This is a genomic window from Rhodobacter sp. P1_C2, from assembly GCF_056406375.1.
In genome coordinates, this window is record NZ_JBFUAG010000007.1 from 254,073 (window position 1) to 272,264 (window position 18,192).

At 66.0% G+C, this 18,192-nt stretch carries 16 protein-coding genes; 11 read left to right on the forward strand and 5 right to left on the reverse strand.

Annotated features, from left to right (window positions below; translation table 11 throughout):
- The first annotated feature begins 133 nt into the window (after positions 1-133).
- From AC1DZT_RS13700 to AC1DZT_RS13720, 5 genes are all read left to right on the forward strand, one after another.
- Entirely contained in the window at positions 134-1,033 is a 900-nt protein-coding gene (locus AC1DZT_RS13700) for a lysostaphin resistance A-like protein (RefSeq protein WP_478007188.1), read from the forward strand.
- Positions 1,034-1,137: 104 nt separating this feature from the next.
- Complete coding sequence (locus tag AC1DZT_RS13705) at positions 1,138-2,007, forward strand: hypothetical protein (RefSeq protein WP_478007189.1); 870 nt, start codon at positions 1,138-1,140, stop codon at positions 2,005-2,007.
- Between the two features lie 72 nt (positions 2,008-2,079).
- On the forward strand, positions 2,080-2,991 hold the full coding sequence (gene accD, locus AC1DZT_RS13710; protein WP_478007190.1) for an acetyl-CoA carboxylase, carboxyltransferase subunit beta: 912 nt from the start codon (positions 2,080-2,082) through the stop codon (positions 2,989-2,991).
- Positions 2,988-4,256, forward strand: a complete 1,269-nt coding sequence (locus AC1DZT_RS13715) for a bifunctional folylpolyglutamate synthase/dihydrofolate synthase (protein ID WP_478007191.1) — start codon at positions 2,988-2,990, stop codon at positions 4,254-4,256. Before accD ends, AC1DZT_RS13715 begins: the two co-directional genes overlap by 4 nt.
- A gap of 112 nt (positions 4,257-4,368) precedes the next feature.
- Positions 4,369-5,937 (forward strand): ArnT family glycosyltransferase, encoded by a 1,569-nt coding sequence (locus AC1DZT_RS13720; RefSeq protein ID WP_478007192.1) that lies wholly within the window; start codon positions 4,369-4,371, stop codon positions 5,935-5,937.
- Between the two features lie 3 nt (positions 5,938-5,940).
- Here AC1DZT_RS13720 and AC1DZT_RS13725 read toward each other — a convergent pair whose 3' ends face one another.
- Complete coding sequence (locus AC1DZT_RS13725) at positions 5,941-6,801, reverse strand: DMT family transporter (RefSeq protein ID WP_478007193.1); 861 nt, start codon at positions 6,799-6,801, stop codon at positions 5,941-5,943.
- Positions 6,802-6,877: 76 nt separating this feature from the next.
- Complete coding sequence (gene dapA, locus AC1DZT_RS13730; protein ID WP_478007194.1) at positions 6,878-7,750, reverse strand: 4-hydroxy-tetrahydrodipicolinate synthase; 873 nt, start codon at positions 7,748-7,750, stop codon at positions 6,878-6,880.
- Between the two features lie 150 nt (positions 7,751-7,900).
- Here dapA and AC1DZT_RS13735 point away from each other — a divergent pair, with 150 nt between their 5' ends.
- Entirely contained in the window at positions 7,901-9,856 is a 1,956-nt protein-coding gene (locus AC1DZT_RS13735; protein WP_478007195.1) for a lytic transglycosylase domain-containing protein, read from the forward strand.
- On the opposite strand, the gene AC1DZT_RS13740 is transcribed toward AC1DZT_RS13735, so the two are convergent.
- Complete coding sequence (locus AC1DZT_RS13740) at positions 9,853-10,296, reverse strand: potassium channel family protein (protein ID WP_478007196.1); 444 nt, start codon at positions 10,294-10,296, stop codon at positions 9,853-9,855. The genes AC1DZT_RS13735 and AC1DZT_RS13740 overlap by 4 nt on opposite strands.
- A gap of 52 nt (positions 10,297-10,348) precedes the next feature.
- Between AC1DZT_RS13740 and smpB the strand changes: the two genes are divergently transcribed.
- The 5 genes from smpB (at position 10,349) to AC1DZT_RS13765 (ending at position 16,059) form a co-directional block, all read left to right on the forward strand.
- The gene (smpB, locus tag AC1DZT_RS13745) at positions 10,349-10,828 is read left to right on the forward strand and encodes an SsrA-binding protein SmpB (RefSeq protein ID WP_478007414.1); all 480 of its coding nucleotides are present in this window, start codon (positions 10,349-10,351) and stop codon (positions 10,826-10,828) included.
- A 120-nt stretch (positions 10,829-10,948) separates the two neighbouring features.
- Positions 10,949-12,394 (forward strand): methyl-accepting chemotaxis protein, encoded by a 1,446-nt coding sequence (locus AC1DZT_RS13750; RefSeq protein WP_478007197.1) that lies wholly within the window; start codon positions 10,949-10,951, stop codon positions 12,392-12,394.
- A 103-nt stretch (positions 12,395-12,497) separates the two neighbouring features.
- Positions 12,498-13,364: a 3-mercaptopyruvate sulfurtransferase gene (gene sseA / locus AC1DZT_RS13755; protein WP_478007198.1), complete on the forward strand. Its 867-nt coding sequence runs from the start codon at positions 12,498-12,500 to the stop codon at positions 13,362-13,364.
- Positions 13,365-13,382: 18 nt separating this feature from the next.
- Positions 13,383-14,561, forward strand: a complete 1,179-nt coding sequence (locus AC1DZT_RS13760; RefSeq protein ID WP_478007199.1) for an amino acid aminotransferase — start codon at positions 13,383-13,385, stop codon at positions 14,559-14,561.
- A 175-nt stretch (positions 14,562-14,736) separates the two neighbouring features.
- Positions 14,737-16,059, forward strand: coding sequence for an acetyl-CoA hydrolase/transferase family protein (locus AC1DZT_RS13765; protein ID WP_478007200.1), 1,323 nt, complete (start codon positions 14,737-14,739; stop codon positions 16,057-16,059).
- A 163-nt stretch (positions 16,060-16,222) separates the two neighbouring features.
- Here the strand turns inward: AC1DZT_RS13765 and AC1DZT_RS13770 are convergent, their stop codons facing one another.
- Together AC1DZT_RS13770 and AC1DZT_RS13775 are read right to left on the reverse strand one after the other, a co-directional pair.
- The gene (locus tag AC1DZT_RS13770; RefSeq protein WP_478007201.1) at positions 16,223-17,590 is read right to left on the reverse strand and encodes an ammonium transporter; all 1,368 of its coding nucleotides are present in this window, start codon (positions 17,588-17,590) and stop codon (positions 16,223-16,225) included.
- A 23-nt stretch (positions 17,591-17,613) separates the two neighbouring features.
- The gene (locus AC1DZT_RS13775; protein WP_477999154.1) at positions 17,614-17,952 is read right to left on the reverse strand and encodes a P-II family nitrogen regulator; all 339 of its coding nucleotides are present in this window, start codon (positions 17,950-17,952) and stop codon (positions 17,614-17,616) included.
- Between the last annotated feature and the right edge of the window lie 240 nt (positions 17,953-18,192).

Sequence of the window (18,192 nt, forward strand, 5' to 3'; positions counted from 1 at the left end):
CTCTTACGGCTGGGCCAAGAGTTAGCCCCGGCCCGCCCGTCAGGCAAGTCTGCCGCCGGGGCGCCCTTCAGCGCCGCGCCCGGTTGCGCCCATCCGGCCACAGCGTTAGCCTCACCCCGGTCCAGGAGTGCCGATGTCCGTTTTCCCCCTCAGATATGCCCCGATGCGCGGCTTCATCACCCCCGCCATCGGCAAGGCCGCCCTCTGGCGGACCCTGGCGGGTCTGGGCATTGCCATCGCGCTTTATGCCGCGGCGATGCAGGTCCTGGCCTATCTGATCGTCACCGGGCTTGGCCCGGTCTCCGGCCCGCTTGCCCTGCACCACCTGGCCAGCGGGGAGACTCCGGCGGCGCTGATCGGGTTGTTGTTCACCTTTCTGGGGCTGGCCTTCGGGCTGGCGCTTGGCATGGGGCTGATGCTGAACCGCGGCCTCGGCTCGCTGATCGGCCCGGGGCGGACGGCGCTGCGCTGTTTTCTCTGGGTGGTGCTGCCGCTCTTCGGGCTTTGGGTGGTCCTGCTGCCCTTCGCGACCCTCTCGCCCGAGGTCAGCCCGCATCTGAGCTTTCAGGACCAGCTGCTCTGGCTGCCCCTCGCCCTGCCCGGCCTTCTGGTGCAGACCGGGACCGAAGAGCTGATCTTTCGCGGCTATCTGCAACAGCAGCTGGCCGCGCGCTGGACGGCGCCCTGGGTCTGGATGGGCCTGCCCTCGGCGCTGTTCGGCCTGCTGCACTGGGCGCCGGAGGAAACCGGCGCGCTGGCGCCGCTGATCGTGGCCTGGGCCTTTGCCTTCGGTCTGGTGGCCGCGGACCTCACGGCGCGGACCGGCAATCTGGGGGCGGCGGTCGCCGTCCATTTCGCCACCAACGCGCAGTCGCTGTTTCTGGTGGGCATGGCAGGCAACATGCAGGGCCTCGCCCTCTTCAACGCCGTCCTGCCGGAAGGCCAGCCCTGGGCAGAGCTGCCCTATCTGGCGGTGGACAGCCTCTCGCTTCTGGTCAGCTGGCTTGCCGCAAGGGTGATCCTGCGGGTCTGACACGCGATGCGTTCAGCCTCACCGCATTTTACAACTTTACCGCGCAAAACGATTGACCGAGGCCCCGCGCGCCCCTCAACTGGCGGCGGAGCGGGGAGGAGTCGATGCTGGAACTTCTGGCCTATCAATTCGCGCAATTGCCGCGCACCTCTCTGATGGTCGTCAGCATCGCGCTGATCTTGCTGGGCAGCGTGCTGGCGGCGGCTTTCCTGCCTGCCCGGCAGGACAAGCTGCCCCGCAGCCTCTACTTCCGGCAGCAGGGGCTTGCGACGCTGCTCTTCGCGGCAAATCAGATCTGGTGGGCCCTGTGGCCCGCGGCGCTGAAGGCCGGGCTTCTGTGGCTGCTTCTGGTGCCGGTCGTGCTCGGCTGCCTCGGCTATGGCGCCTATGTTCTGCGCATCGGGCAGGCGCGCTCGAACGAGGGCTATGGCCATCCCGGGAATGCCTGGTTTGCCCTGGTGCCGATCCTGAACCTGGTGCTGCTGTTGCGCACGAGCCTCAACCCTTCCGAGGGGCGCGGGTCGGTGGGGGCGGCGCTGGCCGGCTTCGCCCTTTTCGCGATGAGCCGGATCGTTCCGATGCCGATAAACCATCTGATCGAGAGCCAGAACACCGCCGCCCGGCAAGACCCCGCGGCCATCGCCGCCGCCCTCGATCTGCGGCTGCGCGCCGATGGGCCGGAAGCCGCCCTCGACCAGCTGATTGCCACGGAACATGCGCCAGCGCGGATCGGCCCCGACGCCGTCCTGACCGCCGTCACCCGGCAAGACCTGCACCTGTTCTACGAGGTCCGCTTCGATACGCCCGGTGTCACCAGCCTCGGCGCCGAGTACCGCCGGGCGATGACCGCACATTTCTGTGACACCCAACTGGCGCTGATGAAGCTGGGCAGCCGCTTCACCCTGCATTATACCACCGCCGACGGCTCCGAGGTTGAAACCCTTGACCTTGGCCTGGCCGCCTGCCTCACCTGAACGGGCAGTGATTGCATTTCGTCCCGCCTCGGACTATCTCGGGCGGGAAATGAGCGACCGAAAGGCCAGCCGATGAACTGGATCTCCAACTACGTCCGTCCGAAAATCAACTCGCTGTTTTCCCGGCGGGAAACGCCCGACAATCTGTGGACCAAGTGCCCGGAATGCGGGACCATGCTGTTTCACCGGGAATTGGCCGACAATCTGAACGTTTGCACCAATTGCGATCACCATATGGCGATCACGCCGCGCGAAAGGTTCAAGGCGCTCTTTGACGGCGGGATTTTCACCGAGGTGAAGGTGCCCGAGCCGGTCGCCGATCCGCTGCATTTCCGCGATCAGAAGAAATATCCCGACCGTCTGAAGGCCGCGCAGAAAGCCACGGGTGAAAAAGAGGCGATGCTGGTGGCCGAGGGCGAGATTCTGCGCACTCCGGTCGTGGCGATTGCCCAGGATTTCGCCTTCATGGCGGGCTCGATGGGCATGTATGTCGGCAATGCGATGATCGCGGGCGCCCAAGCCGCGGTCAAACACAAGCGGCCCTTGATCGTCTTTGCCGCCGCCGGCGGCGCGCGGATGCAGGAGGGGATCCTGTCCCTGATGCAGATGCCGCGCACCACGGTCGCGGTGCAGATGATGCGTGAGGCGCGGCTGCCCTATATCGTCGTCCTCACCCATCCGACCACCGGGGGGGTGACCGCCTCTTATGCGATGCTGGGCGATGTCCAGATCGCCGAGCCGAACGCGCTGATCTGCTTTGCCGGCCCGCGCGTCATCGAACAGACCATCCGCGAGAAGCTGCCCGAAGGCTTCCAGCGCGCCGAATACCTCCTGGATCACGGCATGCTGGACCGCGTGACGCATCGGAAGGCGCAGCGTGAGGAATTGGCCACCATCCTGCGCATGCTGATGGGAATGCCCCCCGCCGTGAAGGGCGACCTGCCCGCCCCCGAGGGTGCAGCCGGGGTCGCCGCAGCAAAATGACAAGCTCGGACGTGATCCTGGATCGGATGATGACCTTTCACCCCAAGGTCATCGACCTGACCTTGGACCGGGTGCACCGCCTTCTGGCCGCCCTGGGCAACCCCGAGCGTAGCCTGCCGCCGGTGATCCATGTGGCCGGGACCAATGGCAAGGGCTCGACCCAGGCGATGATCCGCGCCGGGCTGGAGGCCGCCGGCTTGAGCGCCCATGCCTATACCTCGCCCCACCTCGCCTGGTTTCATGAACGCATCCGGCTGGCGGGGGAGATCATCTCGGAACCGGCGCTGACAGCACTGCTGGACGAATGCGTGCAGAAGAACGGCGCCGACGAGATCACCTTCTTCGAGATCACCACCTGCGCGGCCTTCCTGGCCTTTGCGCGGACCACGGCGGATTATACCCTGCTGGAGGTCGGTCTGGGCGGGCGTCTGGATGCGACCAATGTGGTCGAGAAGCCGGCGCTGACCATCATCACCCCGGTGTCGATCGACCATCAGCAATATCTGGGCGAGACCTTGAGCGAGATCGCCTTCGAGAAGGCCGGGATCATCAAGCGCGGCGTGCCGGTGATCATCGGGCCGCAGGACGATGATGCGCTGGCGGTGATCGAGGCGCGGGCGCGCAAACTTGGCGCGCCGGTTCTGGCCTTTGGCCAGCACTGGCATGTGCATGAGGAACATGGCCGTCTGGTCTATCAGGACGAGAAGGGCCTTCTGGACCTGCCCCTGCCCAACCTGCCCGGCCCGCATCAGATCCAGAATGCCGGGGCGGCGCTGACGGCGCTGCGCTATCTCGGCCGCTCGGCGACGGAATGTGAGGCGGCGGTGACCAAAGCCTTCTGGCCCGCCCGGATGCAGCGGCTGCGGCAAGGGCCGCTGGTCGACAGCGCGCCGGGGGTGGAACTGTGGTTGGACGGCGGGCATAATCCGGCGGGCGGGGTCGCGGTGGCGGCGACGCTGGCGCGGATGCCGCGCCGGCCGACGTACCTGATCTGCGGCATGCTCAACACCAAGGACGTGCGCGGTTATATGGTGCCCCTGGCGAGCCAGGCGACCGCGCTTTACGCCGTCTCGATCCCCGGAGAGAAGAATACCCTGCCCGCCGAAGTGACCCGCGATGCGGCCATCGGCGCCGGGATCAAGGCCGAAGTGGCCGAGACGGTGGCGGCGGCACTGGCGGCGATTGCGGCAAAGGACCCGACGGCACGGGTGCTGATCTGCGGCTCGCTTTATCTGGCGGGGGCGGTGCTTCGGGAAAACGGCTGAGGGCGCGCGGCGGCCCCGGCTGGGGGGGGATGGTCCCCCCAGACCCCCAACCCGCGCCGAACGCCCAGCGGGGCGGCCTTTGGACATTGGTTTTTCAGGATCGGGGCGGTTCATGGTCTGGGTGCAGCGGCAGGTGACGGCGGGGCGCGGTATGTGGCTCGCGCTGTTGGTCATGATCGTGCTGGCCCTACCGGGCTTCTTCACCTTGCCGCCGCTGGACCGCGACGAGGTTCTGTTTTCGCAAGCCTCGCGGCAGATGCTCGCCTCGGGGGATTTCGTCGATATCCGCTTTGCCGATGTGCCGCGTTACAAGAAGCCGGTCGGGATTTACTGGCTGCAGGCGGCGGTGACAGCGGTGGTCGGGCATACCGATCAGATCTGGGCTTACCGGCTGGTGAGCCTGCTGGCCGCGCTGGCCTCGGTCGGGCTGACCCATGGCATCGCAAGGCTGTACCTGCGGCCCGAGGCGGCGTTTCTGGCGGCGCTGGCACTGGCGGCCTCCTTGATGCTGGGGGCCGAGGCGCATCTGGCCAAGACCGATGCGACGCTGCTGGCGACCGTGGTGGCGGGGCAATATGTGCTGGCGCGCGGCATCCGCGACGGGGCCTTGAGCTTTGCCATGGCGATGGGCTTCTGGGCGGCGCTGGCGGCCTCGGTCCTCGTCAAGGGGCCGATCGGGCCGATGGTTCTGGCCTTCACCCTGGCGGGGTCCCTGCTGATCCGCCGCGATCTGACCCTGCTGCGCAGCCTGCGGCCCCTGCCCGGGCTGGTGCTGTTGATCCTGCTGGCGGCGCCGTGGTTCATTGCCATTTCCGAGGTCAGCCACGGCGCTTTCTGGCGCGCCTCGCTCGGCCGCGACATGTTCGAGAAGCTGGCGAGCGGGCAGGAGAACCATGGCGCGCCGCCCGGCTCCTATCTTGCGGCGATCTGGCTGACCTTCTGGCCGGGGGCGATGCCGCTGGCGGCGGCGATCCCGGCGATCTGGCGCGGGCGGCGCGACGATCTGGTGGGCTTCGCGCTGGTCTGGCTGGTGCCGACCTGGGTGGTCTTCGAGCTGACGGCGACCAAGCTCGTGCATTACACCCTGCCGACCTATCCGGCGCTCGCGCTGCTTCTGGCCTATGCCTGGCAGAACCGGGGCAAGCGGGCGCTTTGGGTGCAGTCGCTGCCGGGGGTCTTGCCGGTGGTGCTGCTGGCGGCGCTGGTCTGGCAGGCCGGGCTTCTGGGCGCGCGGATGCCCTGGGGCTTTTGGCTGGCGGCGGCGCTGGTCCTGGTGTCCATCGGCGTGATCCTCGCCGCCGCGCGGCTGGGCGATCCGGTCCGGCTGGCCGCGGCGCTGGCGCTGGGGGGGCTTGCGCTCAACACCGCGATTTATCCGACGCTGGCCGGGATGGCGCCGCTCTGGCCGGCAAAGCCTATGGCCGCCCTGGCCGACGCACACCCCGACTGCGGCTTTGCGGTTGCGGGCTATGCCGAACCTTCGCTCGTCTTTCTGACCAACAACAAGGTCCGGTTCCAGTCTGTCGAGGAGATCACCGCCACCCTGGCCGGCCCCGGCTGTCAGGTGGTGGCCGTGCCCGCAGGCACCGCCCTGCCCGGGTTGACACCGCTCGGCGCGGTCAAGGGACTTGACCTTGGCACGGGGCACAAGGTGGACCTGGGCGTCTTTCTGAAGCCCTGAGCCCTATCGCACCCGCCGCCGTGTCAGCAGCGCCACGCCGCAGGCCACGATGATGGCGGAGCCGATCAGCGTCTGCGCATCCGGCCTTTCGCCGAAGGCCAGCATGCCGACGCCAAGCGCAAAGACCAGCCGGGTATAGCGGAAGGGGGTGACGGCAGAGACCTCGCCCGTCCGCATCGCCTGGGTCAGGGCGGCATAACCCGCGATGCCAAAGACCGTGGCCCCCGCCATCAGCGCCAGCGCGGGCGCGCCCGGCAGGGTCAGGCCGCCGGTCACCGCTAGGATCAGCACGCCCGAAAGGCCAAGCACGGCAAAGCCCGCCACCCCCAGCTGCGCGTTCGACATTGCGGGCGGTGCGGCGCGGGTCGCAAGGTCGCGCCCGGCAAAGCCGAACATGCCGATCAACGCAAGCAGGCTCAACGCCGAAAACCCGTCCAGCCCCGGCCGCAGGATCAGCAAGACCGCGACAAAGCCGACCGCGATCAGGACCCAGCGCCAGAGCCCGACCCTTTCCTTGAAGACCAGCGCCGCCCCCAGAACCACGACCAGCGGCGTCGCCTGCAGGATCGCCGAGGCGGTGGACAGCGGGGTCAGCGTGATGGCCAGCGCGTAGAACAGCCGCCCGACCAGCTCGAACCCCGAACGCAGCGCCATGGTGCGCGAGAGGACAGCACGCGGCAGCGGCGGCGCCCCGGCGCGCGACGCCATGCAGGAGAACCAGATCACCCCGATGATCCCCTCGATCAGCACGACCTGACCGAGCGGCATCGCCCCGGCGGCCCCCTTGATCAAGCCGTCCTCAAGTGCGAAGCCCGCCATCGAGGCCATCATCCAGAGGCTGCCGCGCAGATTGTCCGATGCCATGGGGCCTCCTGATCCGGGCGGCGCAGGCGCGCGGGGCTTGGGGAATGTCGGGCGGGGTCGTGCCCCGCCCAAAGTCTCAGAGGATGCCGGCGAACTGCATCGCGGCCTTGATCCGGGCCTTGGTGGCATCGGTCAGACCGACCAGCGGCAGGCGCACCTCTTCCTCGCAAAGACCGAGGAGGGAGAGGCCGTATTTCGCGCCGACCAGACCCGGTTCGAGGAAGATCGCCTCGTGCAAGGGCATCAGGCGGTCCTGATATTCCAAGGCCTTGGCATAGTCGCCCGCCAGCGTGGCCAGCTGGAACTCGGCGCAGAGCTTCGGCGCCACATTGGCCGTGACCGAGATGCAGCCGACCCCGCCATGGGCGTTGAAGCCAAGCGCCGTGGCATCCTCACCCGAAAGCTGGATGAAGTCCGGCCCGCAGGCGGCGCGCTGCTGCGAGGGGCGCGCGAGGTTGGCGGTGGCATCCTTGACGCCGACGATCCGCGGCAGTTTGGCCAGCTCCGCCATGGTGGCGGGCAGCATGTCGACGACCGAGCGGGCCGGGATGTTGTAGATGAAGATCGGCAGGTTGCTCGCGTCATGCAGGGCGGTGAAATGCGCGATCAACCCGGCTTGCGTCGGGCGGTTGTAATAGGGCGTCACCACCAGCGCGGCATCGGCGCCGGCGGCTTCGGCGAACTGGACGAGGCCGATCGCCTCGGCGGTGCTGTTCGACCCGGCCCCGGCTATCACCGGAATGCGGCCGGCGGCCACGCGGATCACCTCTTCGATGACCAGACGATGCTCGTCATGGCTGACCGTCGGGCTTTCGCCCGTGGTGCCGACCGGAACCAGGCCATGCGAGCCCTGCTCGATATGCCATTCCACGAGTTTCTTGAGCGCCACCAGATCCAGCGCGCCGTTCTTGAACGGCGTGACCAGAGCAGGGAATGACCCTTTGAACATGGCAACGTCTCCTCGGTTGGGGGCTGAATCGCCCGGAATATGCGGCGCTCTTCCTAAACTTGATGAAGGGGTTTGCCAAGCATGGGCGGCGGCGCTCCGATCACGGGAAATCCGGTTGTGACTGGCCCGCACTTCCGGCAAACTTGGGGGATGACCCGATTTGGACACGTTCTTCGCGCCGCAGCCTTTGCGGTTGGGCTGGCCTCACTTCCGGCTTCGGCCTATGACGCCAAGGAAATCAACGCCTTGCAGGCGGCAGAGTCGCTTGCCGACAAGCAGGATTGGGAGGGCGCCAAGGCCGCTGCCATGGCGGCGGGCCAGTCCGGCATGGATCTGATCGAATGGCAGCGCCTGCGTGATGGCGACGGGCTGCTGGGCGATTACGAAGATTTTCTCGCCCGCCACCCCGATTGGCCCGGCATCCCCTTCCTCAAGACGGCGGGCGAGGCGGCGGTGGCCCGTTCGGACGACCCTGCCCGCGTCCTGCGCTATTTCGGCAGCGACCAGCCGAAAACCGCGGCAGGCGCCCTGGCCCTGCTGCGCGCGCTGGAGGCATCGGGCCGCCATGCCGATGCCGTGGCCGAGGCGACGCGCGCCTGGACCGAGCTGAAATTCACCGCCGACCAGCAGACCCAGATCATGGGGCTTTACGCCGCCGACCTGAAGGTCGCGCATGAGGTCCGGCTGGACCGCATCCTCTGGGACGGCACCCGCATGACCGAGGCGCAGAGGATGCTGCCGCTGGTCTCGAAATCCTGGGGCGCGCTGGCGCAGGCGCGGATGGCGCTGCGCGGCGACAAGGACGGGGTCAATGCCCTGGTCTCCGCCGTCCCCGCGCCCCTGAAGGAGGATGCGGGCCTCGCCTATGAGCGGTTCCTCTACCGGATGCGGCATGACAATTACGCCGATGCCGCGACGCTGATCATCGACCGTTCGACCTCGGCCGCGCGGCTCGGCGATCCGGACGCCTGGGCCGACCGGCGCGCCAGCCTTGCCCGTTACCTGATGCGCAACGGCGATGTGAAGACCGCCTACAAGGTCGCCGCCAACCACCAGATCACCAACGCCAGCGATGCCGCCGATCTGGAGTTCCTCTCCGGCTTCATCGCCCTGCGCAAGATGAACGACCCGACCCGGGCGTTGAAGCATTTCGGGCGGCTGATGGGGGCCACGACGCCGATCAGCCAGGCCCGCGCCCTGTACTGGATGGCCCGCGCCTATGAAGCCGCAGGTGACAAGGCCAAGGCGCAGACCGCCTATACCCAGGCCGCCCGGTTCCAGACCTCCTATTACGGCATGCTGGCGGCGGAAAAGCTGGGGCTGAAGCTGGACGCGACGCTTCTGTCCAATGCGGTGCCTGCGGGCAGCTGGAAATCGGCGAGCTTCGCGCGGTCCTCGGTCCTCGAGGCCGCCCTGCGGCTGGCCGCGGCGGGGCGCGAGCAGATGTCGGCGCGCTTCCTGCTGCATCTGGGCGAAGGCCTGTCCAATCAAGAGCTTGCGGCCCTCGCCGACATGGCGCTCAAGGCCGGGCAATACCGGTCGGCGGTGCTGATCGCCAAGGCCGCGGCCGAGCGGGGCGTGATCCTGCCCGCGCCCTATTTCCCGGTGCCCGACATGGTGCCCGACAAGCTGTCGGTCAGCCGGGCGCTGGCGCTGGCCATCGCCCGGCGCGAAAGCGAGTTCGACCCCGAGGCGCGCAGCTCTGCCGGGGCGCTTGGCCTGATGCAGCTTCTGCCCAGCACGGCGGCCAAGGTGGCCAAGGATCAGGGCCTGGTGTTTTCCGCCGCCCGCCTCGCCTCGGACCCGGTCTACAATGCGACGCTGGGGGCGGCGTACCTCAAGGAAATGCTGGACAAATTCGGCCCCTCGGTCGCGCTGATCGCCTCGGGCTACAATGCCGGGCCAAGCCGTCCCAACACTTGGATGACCGCCTTCGGCGACCCGCGCCTGGCCGAGACGGACCCGGTCGACTGGGTGGAAACCATCCCCTTCGCCGAAACCCGCACCTATGTGATGCGGGTGGCCGAGGGCGTGGTGATCTACCGCGCCAAGCTGCGCGGCTCGGCAGGTCCGGTCAACATCACGTCCGAGCTGACCGGACGCTAACCGCCCCGGCGCTTGTGTTCGACCTGGTTCAGGCGGGTCTGGCGGAAGGCCTCGATCAAGAGCGCGGTGAGCAGGCCGAAGTTCAAAAAGCCGTTCGCCGCCTCCATCCCCGCCAGAAGCCGCCAGCCCGCCGCCGGCACCACATCGCCCAGACCCAGCGTCGTATAGGCCACCAGCGAGAAATAGACCGCCTCCTCCAGATCGGGGAAGACCCCCAGCGCCTGGTAGGCCAGGGCCCAGATCCAGGTCCCCGCCGTGATCACCCCCAGCACCCAGAGCGAGACGCCCGCCACCAGGACCACCAGCTTCGGCCGGTGCGGTTCGCGCAGAAGCCAGCGGTGAAGCCGGGAAAAGACCACCTCCAGCACCATCGCCGCCACGGCCGACAACAGGATATTGGCCAGAAGCAACCCGGTTCCGACAGCGATCTGGATGAACATCTTCTCTCCGCTTCTGGACTATGCCGCCCCGCTCGCCTATTTCCGTAGGATCATGGCCGAAAAATCAGATCCCAACTCGAAACTCATCGCGGAAAACCGGCGGGCACGGTTCGACTACCATATCGAATCCGATCTGGAAGCCGGGATCATGCTCATGGGCTCCGAGGTCAAGTCGCTGCGCCAGGGTGGCTCCAATATTGCCGAAAGCTATGCCTCGGTCGAGGGTGGCGAGCTTTGGCTGATCAACGGCTATATCGCGCCCTATCTGCCCGCCAAGACCTTCGGCCATGAAGAGCGTCGCCGCCGCAAGCTTCTGGTTTCGCGCAAGGAATTGTCGCGGCTGTCGAATGCCGTCGGGCGCGAGGGCATGACGATCGTCCCCTTGCGGCTTTATTTCGACGACCGCGGTTTCGTGAAGCTGAAGCTGGGCGTCGCCAAGGGCAAGAAGCTGGCCGACAAGCGCGAGACCTCGGCCAAGCGCGACTGGGAACGTCAGAAGGCGCGAATCATGAAGCACGGTGCGCGCGGATAGGTCCAACGGCGGGCCCTGCAGGGCAATTCCGGACGCGTAAGGGATTTGCTTACGGTTTTGGCTTCTAATCGAAGCCGGACCGCGAATCCCTTCCGCAACCTTCATCAGGAATTTGCCATCGTGACTGACACTTCTCGTTCTCCGCTGGCGCAGCGGCTGAGTTTCTATCGGATCAATCCGCAGGACGGTGACTTCGCGGCCATTGCCAAGGCGGTGGAAAAATACGGGGACTCGGCGCTCGACAAATTCTATGAAAATGTCGCAGCCACCCCGGAAACCGCGAAATTCTTTCCCAACAAGGCCGCGATGGATCGCGCCCACAAGGCGCAGGCCAACCATTGGCAGCGCATCTTCAACAACGGCGTGACCGACGCCTATTATGCCGCCTCCAAATCCATCGGCGATGTGCATGCCAAGATCGGGCTGGAACCGCAGTGGTATATCGGCGGCTATGCCAACATCCTCGAACATGTGCTCACCGGCATCCTGACCGAAGGCATGGCGGGCCTGTCGCCGCGCCGCAAGGCCAAGGCGCGGATGATCAGCACGCTGATCAAGGTCGCGATGCTGGACATGGACCTTGCCATCTCGCGTTATTTCGAGGTCGAACAGGAAAAGCGCCGCGATGTGATCAATGCGATCGGCAAGGCGTTGTCGGATGTCTCGCATGGCGATCTGACCACGACCCTGCCCGCCCTGCCGAAGGATTACGCCCAGATCGAAAAGGACTTCCGCGCCGCCCTCGGCCGGCTCTGCGACACGTTCGGCAATATCCTCGAAGGCTCCGGCCAGATCGCCTCCACGGCGAGCGAGATCCGCGCCGCCTCCGATGACCTCGCCCGCCGTTCCGAACAGCAGGCCGCCAGCCTGGAGGAAAGCGCCGCCGCGATGGATGAACTGACCGGCGCGATCACCGGCACGACCCAGGCCATGGCGGAACTCAGCAACTCCGTCAACCGCACCCACAGCGCGGCCAAGGGCGGCGGCGAGGTGGTGCAAGAGGCGATCAGCGCCATGGACAAGATCGAAAAGGGTTCGGGCGAGATTGCCAAGATCATCGGCATCATCGACGACATCGCCTTCCAGACCAACCTTCTGGCGCTGAACGCCGGGGTCGAGGCGGCCCGCGTCGGCGAACATGGCCGCGGCTTTGCCGTGGTCGCCAACGAGGTGCGATCCCTGGCGCAAAGCTCGGCAGAGGCGGCCGAACAGATCAAGGGGCTGATCAAGAACAGCGTCAGCCAGGTTTCCAACGGGGTGCGGATGGTCAATGACGTGGGCAAGGCGCTGACCGCGATCATGTCGCAGGTCACCGAAACCAGCGCCGTGGCCGAAAAGATCACCGAATCGAGCGCGGCGCAAAGTTCCAACCTCAAGCAGATCAACTCCGCCATCGCCGAGATGAGCGAGACGACCCAGCGCAACGCCGCCATGGTCGAGGAAAGCAACGCCGCCGCCCACAGCATGGAGGAGGAGGCCGGCCGCGTCGCCGAAGCGGTGGGCCAGTTCCGCGTCCGGGAAAAACGCAAGGTCTGGGCCACCAGCCGAAATGACGCTGCGGCCTGAGCGGGGCCGCAGCGGAAATGAAAGCGGCAAGATCGGATAACGAACTTGCCTCGCCGCCCGCTCGGGTTTAGGTCCAAGAACGTTCCCGACCTAGGAGCGTTTGATGACATCGCCCGTTGACGACCCCAAGACCCTCGTCTCGACCGCCTGGCTCGCCGCCCATTTGCGCGACCCGGACCTGCGGCTTCTGGATGCGTCGTGGTACCTGCCCGACTCCGGGCGCAACGCCAAAGCCGAATACGAGGCCGCCCATATCCCCGGCGCGCGCTTCTTCGACATCGAAGAGATCAGCGACCAGCGCTCCTCGCTGCCGCATATGGCGCCGCCGCCGGAGAAGTTCATCGCCCGGATGCGGGCCATGGGGGTGGGCGACGGGCATCAGGTCGTGGTCTATGACGGATCGGGGCTGTTTTCGGCGGCGCGGGTCTGGTGGACCTTCCGGCTGATGGGCAAGACCGACATCGCCGTGCTGGACGGCGGCCTGCCGAAATGGCGCGCCGAGGGGCACGAGATCGAGGACATGCCGCCGGTGGTCAAAGATCGCCACATGACGGTCAGCCGGCAGAACCATCTGGTCAAGGATGTGACGCAAGTCGCCCATTCCGCCAAGCTGGGCGAGGCGGTCATCGTCGATGCCCGCTCTGCCGCGCGCTTTGCCGGCGAGGTGCCCGAGCCGCGCCCCGGCCTGCGTGCCGGCCATATCCCCGGCGCCCGCAATGTACCCTATACCACCCTGCTGACCGGGGAGGGCACGATGAAATCCGTGCCGGACCTGATCGCCATTTTCAAGGCCGCCGGGGTGGATCTGTCCAAGCCGATTATCACCACCTGCGGATCGGGCGTCACCGCCGCGATCCTCTCGCTCGCGCTGGAACGGATCGGCCACCGCAACCACGCGCTCTACGACGGCTCCTGGGCCGAGTGGGGCATGTATGAAGACCTCGCCGTCGAGAAAGGCCCCGCGCGCTAGGCCGGGGAAGGAGAAAACATGCTCGAAGCCCTGAACCAGCAGCCGCAGGACAAGATCCTGCAACTGATCGCGATGTACCGCGACGACCCGCGCAGCGCCAAGATCGACCTTGGCGTCGGCGTCTACAAGGATGCCACCGGCCTGACCCCGGTGATGCGCGCCGTCAAGGCCGCCGAGAAAAAGCTGTGGGAGGTCGAGACGACCAAGACCTACACCGGTCTGGCCGGCGAGCCCGCCTATAACGCCGCGATGGTGACGATGATCCTCGGCTCGGGCTTTGCCGATCGCGCCGCCTCGATCGCCACGCCAGGTGGCACGGGGGCGATCCGCCAGGCGCTGGAGCTGGTCAAGCTCGCGTCGCCCGAGGCCAAGGTGTGGCTGTCGAACCCGACCTGGCCGAACCACCCCTCGATCATCAAATACCTCGGCATGAAGATGGCCGAGTACCGCTATTTCGACGCCGCCACCCGCGGCATCGACTTTGACGGGCTGAAGGCGGACCTGGCCCAGGTGGCCAAAGGCGATGTCGTCTTGCTGCACGGCTGCTGCCACAACCCGACCGGCGCCAATCTGACTGCGGCGCAATGGGTCGAAGTGGCCGAGATCCTGACCGCGCGCGGCGCCATTCCCTTCATCGACCTCGCCTATCAGGGCTTCGGCGACGGGCTGGAGGAGGATGCCGCGGCCACCCGGATGATCGCCGCCCGCTTCCCCGAGATGCTGATCGCCGCCTCCTGCTCGAAGAACTTCGGCATCTACCGTGAGCGAACCGGCATCCTGATCGCCCTGACCGAGCCCGCCCGCAAGGCCGTGGTGCAGGGCAACCTCAACTTCCTGAACCGGCAGAACTTTTCCTTCCCGCCGGACCATGGCGCGCGTCTGGTGACGATGATCCTGGAAGATGCCGCCCTCGCCGCCGACTGGAAGGCGGAACTGGAGGAGGTGCGCCTGAACATGCTGTCCCTGCGCACCCAGCTTGCAGAAGAGCTGCGCCGCGCCACCAATTCCGACCGCTACGACTTCATCGCGCATCACCGGGGCATGTTCAGCCGCCTTGGCCTCAGCGAGGCGCAGGTCAATGAGCTGCGTGAAAAGCATGGCGTCTACATGGTCGGCGACAGCCGGATCAACATCGCGGGCCTGAACACCCGGACCGTGCCGATCCTGGCGGCCGCCATCGCGGCGGTCGGCGGCTGACGTCTGGCGCAGGGCGCTGATCGAAGGGCGGGGGGCCATCCCCCGCCCTTTTGCATGGGCCAGACGCGGCAATTCAACGCGGCACGCCGGCGCATCCTTTCTATTCCCAAGACAAATCCCATGATCTAATGCGGCTTGCACGGTGCGAAACGGCGCCGGCAACCGGGGAGGGTTCATGATGGTGCGACTGGCCGAAAGGATCACGGCGGAGGAGGCGGCGGCATTGGTGCGGCCGGGGATGTGGCTGGACTATGGTGCGGTGCTGGGGCAGCCAGATGCCTTCGACGCGGCCCTGGGCAAACGCATCGGCGCGCTCTCGGGCATCCGGATCCGGTCCTGCATCGCCCCCCGCCCCCGCGCCGTGCTGGAGGCCGACCCCAGGGGCGACCATGTCTTCTGGGCCTCGACCCATTTCGGCGGCTATGACCGCAAGAAGCATGACGACGGCATCTCGCATTATCTGCCGGTCAATCTGGGCGAGATCCCGGATTACTACCGCCGGTTCATCGACCCGGTCGATATCGCGATCCTGAAGACCGCGCCGATGGATGCCGAGGGCAATTTCAACTTCGGCCCGGCCAATCTGTGGATGCGGGCGCTGGTCGAGCGGGCCAAGGTGGTGATCGTCGAGGAATGCGCCGCCATGCCCTATGTGATGGGTGTCGGCACCAAGGTGCACCGCTCGGAAGTGGATTTTGTGATCCCGGGCGACGGGCAGGCGATGCCTGAACTGCCGAAAGGCGCCGTGACCGAGGTCGACCGCGCCGTGGCCCGGCTGATCGCGACCCAGATCGACGATGGCGCTTGCCTTCAGATCGGCATTGGCGGCATGCCCAACGCGGTTTGCAGCCTGCTGGCCGAAAGCAGCATCACCGATCTGGGCATCCATACCGAGATGATGACCGACGGGATCGTTGACCTCTACCGGGCCGGGCGGATCACCGGGGTGAAGAAGCAGATCAACCCGGGCAAGATGGTCTGCACCTTCGGCCTCGGCTCGCAGTACCTCTACGACTTCATCGACCATAACCCCGAGGTCGAGTTTCACCCGGTCGACCATACCAACATGCCGCATGTCATCATGCAGAACCACAATGTGGCGGCGATCAACAACACGACGCAGATCGACCTGCAGGGCCAGGCGGCCTCGGAGAGCGACGGGTTCCGCCATATCTCGGGCACCGGCGGGCAGTTGCAGTTCGTGCGCGGCGCCTATGCGAGCAAGGGCGGCAAGAGCTTCATCTGCCTTGCCTCGACCTATGACAAGAAGGGCGAGCGGAAAAGCCGGATCGTGCCGGCGCTGACGCGCGGCAATATCGTGACCACGCCGCGCACCGACATGATGTATGTGGTGACCGAATACGGCATCGTTAACCTCAAGGGGAGGACGGTGGCGGAGCGGGCCAAGCTCTTGATCTCGATCGCGCATCCGGATTTTCAGGAAGAGCTGGAGCGTGACGCCTATCACCAGCGCATCCTGCCGCGCGGATTTTTCTGAGGGCTTTCGGAAGATGGGCAGATTGCCCATCCTACCCTCCACCGGGGCGCCCGGGGCGGACGGATAGAAAAACGGCTCGCAGGGGGAGGACCTGCGAGCCGTTCAAGTTTGCCGGGGCTTTTGGGAGGAGCGCCCCGGCTGCGTTTGTTCAGTCAGGCCGCGCTCAGGCGTGGTAGGCGGTTTCGCCATGCGAGGCCTGGTCCAGACCTTCCCGCTCGACATCGGCTTCGACGCGCAGGCCGAAGATCACGTCGGCGATCTTGTAGCAGACATAGGCCACGACGCCGGACCAGATCAGGGTGATGGCGACGGCTTCGAACTGGATCATCGACTGGGCGGCGATCGAGTAGGTGTCGTCCTTCACGCCGCCGAGCCAGCCGGCCGACAGAACGCCGGTGCCCATGGCGCCGATGATCCCGCCGACGCAGTGCACGCCGAAGACGTCCAGGCTGTCGTCGTATTTGAAGATGTTCTTCACCACGGTCACGAAGTAGTAGCAGACCACCGCCACGACGATGCCGAGGATGATGGCGCCCATCGGGCCGATCGTGCCGCAGGCCGGGGTGATGGCGACGAGGCCGGCCACCATGCCCGAAGCCGCACCCAGCATCGAGGCTTTGCCGCGCTGCATCGCTTCAACCGCAGACCAGGCCAGGGCCGCCGCTGCCGTGGCGATGAAGGTGTTGATCATCGCAAGGCCCGCGCCGCCGTTGGCTTCCAGGTTGGAGCCGACGTTGAAGCCGAACCAGCCGAACCACAGCATGGAAGCGCCGATCATGGTCATGACCATCGAATGCGGTGCCATGTTTTCCTTGCCATAGCCGACGCGCTTGCCGATCACGAGGCAGCCGACGAAGGCCGCGATACCGGCGTTGATGTGCACCACGGTGCCGCCTGCGAAGTCGATGGCGCCCATCTTGAACAGGAGGCCGCTGGCATCCCAGACCATGTGGGCGATCGGGAAGTAGGAGAAGGTGGTCCAGAGCAGCATGAACAGAAGCACTGCCTTGAACTTCACACGCTCGGCCCAGGCGCCGATGATCAGGCCGGGGGTGATGGCGGCGAAGGTCATCTGGAAGCAGATGAAGACATATTCCGGGATCACATAGCCGGCCGAGAAGGTCGCCGACATGCTGGAGGCGTCAACCCCCTTCAGGAACAGCTTGGCAAAGCCACCCCAGTAGGGCGAGGTGCCGCCGCCGAAGGTGACCGAATAGCCATAGACCACCCACATCACCATGACCATGCAGGCGATCATCGTGGTCTGCATCAGGATCGACAACATGTTCTTGGAGCGGACAAGGCCACCATAGAACAGCGCCAGGCCCGGGATGGTCATGAACAGAACCAGCGCCGAGGAGGTCATCATCCAGGACACGTCGCCCTTGTCCATGACCGGGGCAGCGGCGGCGGTTGCGGCAGCCGTCGCATCGGTTGCCGTGGCGGCCACGTCCTGCGCGAAGGCGGGCAGTGCAGCCGCCACCCCCAGCGTCAGGGCCGCAAGGCCGGTTGTCTTAAGCACGTTCTTCATCAGTTCTTCCCCTACCCAGACGCTTACAGCGCATCGTCATTGGTTTCGCCGGTGCGCACCCGCACGGCCTGGCTCACGTCGAGCACAAAGATCTTGCCGTCACCGATCTTGCCGGTTCGCGCGGTCTTGGTGATCGTATCGAGTACCTGGTCAGCCAGGCTGTCGGCCACGACGATCTCCAGCCGCATCTTCGGCACGAAGTTCACGGCATATTCGGCACCGCGATAGATTTCCGTATGACCCGACTGCAGGCCGAAGCCCTTGATCTCGGTCACCATCATCCCGCGCACGCCGATCAATGTCAGCGCCTCGCGCACTTCCTCAAGCTTGAACGGCTTGATAGCCGCAATGATGAGCTTCACGTCGCACCCCTTTCCCCTTAGAGCGGACCCTGTTGGCCCTTCGCGCTATGACGCGGATTTCGCGGGTGCAGCACAAGTTTCAAGCGGCTCAAAAACCGGGCGAATGGCAAAATGCGCTTATTTTTTGATCCATAAATATGCTTACGGCTAAAAATTAGGCATTTATACACTCGAATCGGCGCCCGGGGCTTCTCCACATTTCGGAAAATGCGGGCTATTCTGCAGATCAACAAAAGCGGG